The organism is Microcystis sp. M090S1 (assembly GCF_020246295.1).
GTDB classification, from domain to species: domain Bacteria; phylum Cyanobacteriota; class Cyanobacteriia; order Cyanobacteriales; family Microcystaceae; genus Microcystis; species Microcystis aeruginosa.
This window is the reverse complement of the sequence record NZ_JADBTF010000135.1, coordinates 1-3782: the sequence shown is the minus strand read 5'-3', so window position 1 is coordinate 3782 and position 3782 is coordinate 1. Positions and strand designations below refer to the sequence as shown.

The 3782-nt window shown below is 43.8% G+C and carries 3 protein-coding genes; 2 read left to right on the top strand and 1 reads right to left on the bottom strand.

The features are described from left to right. Positions 1–284 precede the first annotated feature (284 nt). Positions 285–1988 (top strand): GTPase HflX, encoded by a 1704-nt coding sequence (gene hflX / locus IM477_RS06145; protein ID WP_287730934.1) that lies wholly within the window; start codon positions 285–287, stop codon positions 1986–1988. 779 nt (positions 1989–2767) lie between these two features. Then, positions 2768–2950 (top strand): hypothetical protein, encoded by a 183-nt coding sequence (locus tag IM477_RS06140; protein WP_287730933.1) that lies wholly within the window; start codon positions 2768–2770, stop codon positions 2948–2950. 285 nt (positions 2951–3235) lie between these two features. Here IM477_RS06140 and IM477_RS06135 read toward each other — a convergent pair whose 3' ends face one another. Further along, the gene (locus IM477_RS06135) at positions 3236–3619 is read right to left on the bottom strand and encodes a hypothetical protein (protein ID WP_287730932.1); all 384 of its coding nucleotides are present in this window, start codon (positions 3617–3619) and stop codon (positions 3236–3238) included. Positions 3620–3782 lie beyond the last annotated feature (163 nt).

Below are 3782 nucleotides of genomic sequence, written 5' to 3'. Positions count from 1 at the left end.
TCTCGCAAAGCTCGTCAGGATTATTATGGCAAAATTACCTTTTCTTTTATTCAGGAGTTTGAGGCTTTCACATAACAGTACTTGTCTTTGTATTGAAAAATGTGTCCGTCAGTCAGAAGTCGCCCTCAAAGGGCGAGGCTTTAAACCCAATTTTTCGGTAAAGCGTTAAGCCGTCATCACTACTTCTGAATCAGCACCAAATTAGGTTACACTTCATCTTGATGAGAAACGCCCTCAAGGAGCAGCGAGTCTCATAATCGCTACAATAATATATAAAATCCTAATTGCGAGGAAAGCCTATCGATACCATCTTCGGCAATACCCAGGGACTGAAAGCCAGTCAGATGAAACAGCTACAAAGGCTGTACCATGAACGCTTGCCTATTGATACTCTCACCACCCCAGAATTCGCCCAAAGACTGGCGGCTATCAGTACCGATATCCATCAACCCCTCTGCACCTATATCAACCGTCGCGGCCAGGTAATTCGTGTGGGAGTGGGAACCCCCCGACAAACCCAATTTTCTCTCTTGGAACTACCCCGCTACGGTTCCGAACGTCTTTGCGGAATTCGTTGTATCGCCACGGAACTCAAGCAGGAACCGCCAAAAGAATCCAGTTTAACCGCCATGGCTTTGCAAAGATTAGACGCGCTGGTGATCTTAACATTAACCGGTACAGGCATGATCCGTCGCGGTGGTGGGGCGACCGGTTATGTGGAGCAAGTCTATCTGGCGCATCTCATACCACAAAGTCAAACAAATGTCAATAGTAATATATACTGGTCTGTCTCCCCTCCCTTAAATCTAGAGGATTTAAGCAAACAGGACTTTTTAGAGTTAGTGGAAGGACTAGAGGCGGAGTTTCAGCGAGAATTTACCGCTATAACCGTTGATACAGCCGAAGATCGGGTGCTATTGGTTGGTTTAATCACCGACGGTATTAGCGATCGCCAGTTCGAGGACGGTTTAAGCGAATTAGAACGTTTAGTTGATACCGCCGGGGGCAAAGTTTTGCAAGTCACCCGACAAAAACGGGATCATCCCCATCCGCAAACAGTGATCGGTTCGGGAAAAGTGGCAGAAATCGCCCTACAGGTGCAAACTTCGGGGGCTAATTTAGTTGTATTCAATCGCGACCTTTCTCCCGCCCAAATTCGCAATCTAGAGAACCAAATCGGGGTGAGAGTGGTCGATCGCACCGAGGTGATCTTGGATATTTTCGCCCAACGGGCCCAATCCCAAGCGGGTAAACTACAGGTAGAATTAGCCCAATTAGAATACACTTTACCCCGTCTCACTGGGCGCGGGTTAGCCATGTCGAGATTGGGGGGAGGAATTGGCACTCGCGGACCGGGGGAGACAAAATTAGAAACAGAACGCCGAACTATTCAACGTCGTTTATCCCGTCTCCAGGATGAGGTGGATCAACTGCAAGCTCATCGTTCCCGTTTACGCAAACAACGGCAAAAACAAGATGTAGCCAGTGTGGCGATCGTCGGTTACACCAATGCGGGAAAATCTACTTTAATTAATGCTCTCACCGCTGCCGAAGTTTATACCGCCGATCAACTGTTTGCTACCCTCGATCCCACCACCCGACGCTTAACTATTACCGATCCCCTCACCCAAGTCTCTCACACCCTTTTACTAACCGATACGGTGGGTTTTATCCACGAATTACCCCCCTCGCTGGTGGATGCTTTTCGGGCAACTTTAGAGGAAGTAACGGAAGCAGAAGCATTACTCCATCTGGTGGATCTCTCCCATCCAGCTTGGGAAAGTCAGATTGCCTCGGTGTTAAAAATCCTCTCGGAGATGCCGATTCAAACTGGTCCAATGTTAATGGTGTTTAATAAGTTGGATCAGGTAAAAAGCGACGATTTGGAAATAGCTAAGGAAAAATATCCCCAAGCTGTTTTTATCTCGGCTATTCGTCGGCTAGGATTGGAAACTTTAAAACAAAAGTTAATCGATTTAACCGCTTAAGTAGGGTCTGCTGAATAAATCTAAAAACCTTGTTGGATAAGACTTTTAGACTTTTTTTTCCTCAAAAAGTGCTGACCCTTGCAGTGATCGGGGGTAAAATTCCGGGACTTTTTCCCTGAAAATTAGGTAATTTACCAGATGAAAATGGGTAAAAACCTACACCCCACACCCTGCCCCCACGAAAACCTTTTTGCCGCAAACCCTAATTAGGGTGATCAGCAAACCTGATCGATCGGAGGGCGCAGGTTCCTGGCGCCCCTACGGTAACGGATTTTGTCCACAATGTAGGGGCGAACTGCGTTCGCCCAAAAGGTACGTTATCAAAGCGCAAGTCCCTTGTGCCCGAATGCTTCGCCCCTACAGGACGCGGGCCGATGAATAAGAGCTTTGCGATCGCCAATAAAAATGCCAGGTTTTTGAAGAGGGCGAATGCAATTCGCCCCTACGATCATATTATCGCGCCAATGGTAGGGGCGCACCGTGGTCTCGCGCTTAGAAATTAATTGAATGGAAACACATAAATAGTTGATTTATGTTCAGGATTTAGGGGGCAAAACTCAGTTTTCATCTCAAAGTTGCTGGCGAAATAACCGGAAACCCTTATTTTCTCGTTGGGGACTGTCCTTGAAAATTGAACATAAAATACTAGAATTATGTTCAAAAATCATCCTTCCAGGGGGTTGTCATCTGCTGGGAGAGCGATTAATCTAGGAACAGATGAGTGAGGTAAACCCAATCTCAAACCAACTACTTTTTTCTTAATTAGGAGTATAATTCCAATGTCCCAACTTCAAATTACTGATTTGGTTCTTGTCAATTCAGAATACGATCAAGTTCAAGATATTACAGAATACGATTACCGAAATATCATGGGCGGATGCGGAAAAGATAAAGATAAAGTCGAACAAAAAATAGAAAAGAAAAAAGACGGTACGACGGTAGTAACTACTATCATCACATAGCAGTAACGACTACTATACCATCAATTGAGATGCACCCAAATTGTCCCCCCTTGATCAGGGGGGAATCTGACAATTTTTAACACCTACCTACATAATTCCTAATTACTAATTCCTAATTACTAATTCCCACTCTCCCATACCTTTTAAACAGGATTTTGTATCAGTTATTCAGTTATACTAAATCCGTTGAGTATAGGCTACTTATGAGGAGAGGCAATAGGCAAGAGGCAAAAGGGGAAATAAATAATCAGTTTTTAATAACCGGATTTGGTATTATTATAACTATCATCTATTAGCCCCAAGATAAATTAACTCGGTATCGGGAAGCTTACCAAAGATTTTTTCGGAATAGTGTAAAAGCTCATCATTTTTGATTAACTTCAAAAACTCGTCATTGTCAAGAAATAGTTTCCAGCGATTAGTCACATCCATCTGTTGAGCATTGCCAGTAAAGTTCTGCTGTTCAAAGGAACTGCCACCACCATAACTACTAACATAATTTAAGCCAGCATCAGAAAACTCTAGATTAAGAGCGGCGGAAATTTTTCGGCGATAACTAATATCAGAAAACCATAGATTGTAATTAATCACAACCTTGTTATTGCTTAGATAGCTAGTTTCTCCCAGGAATTCTTTGGCGTATTCAATCCACATATCAGCTGGAGACATTCCTGGCTCTTCGTTACTTGTTATGGTTCGATAGGGGGACATAAATCGACTAAATCCTTATCTGGCAAGAGACTTAATTGATTAGTTCGCTCTAGATAAAAAACAATTGACAATAATCGCTAAATTCCTTTCTAGATAAGGGTTCCATCCCTTATAACCCCCG

What these genes read in the sequence shown, in the direction of transcription:
- IM477_RS06140 (WP_287730933.1), top strand. Translation starts at nt 2,768, where the DNA reads ATGTCCCAACTTCAAATTACTGATTTGGTTCTTGTCAATTCAGAATAC.
- IM477_RS06135 (WP_287730932.1), bottom strand. Translation starts at nt 3,619, where the DNA reads ATGTCTCCAGCTGATATGTGGATTGAATACGCCAAAGAATTCCTGGGA.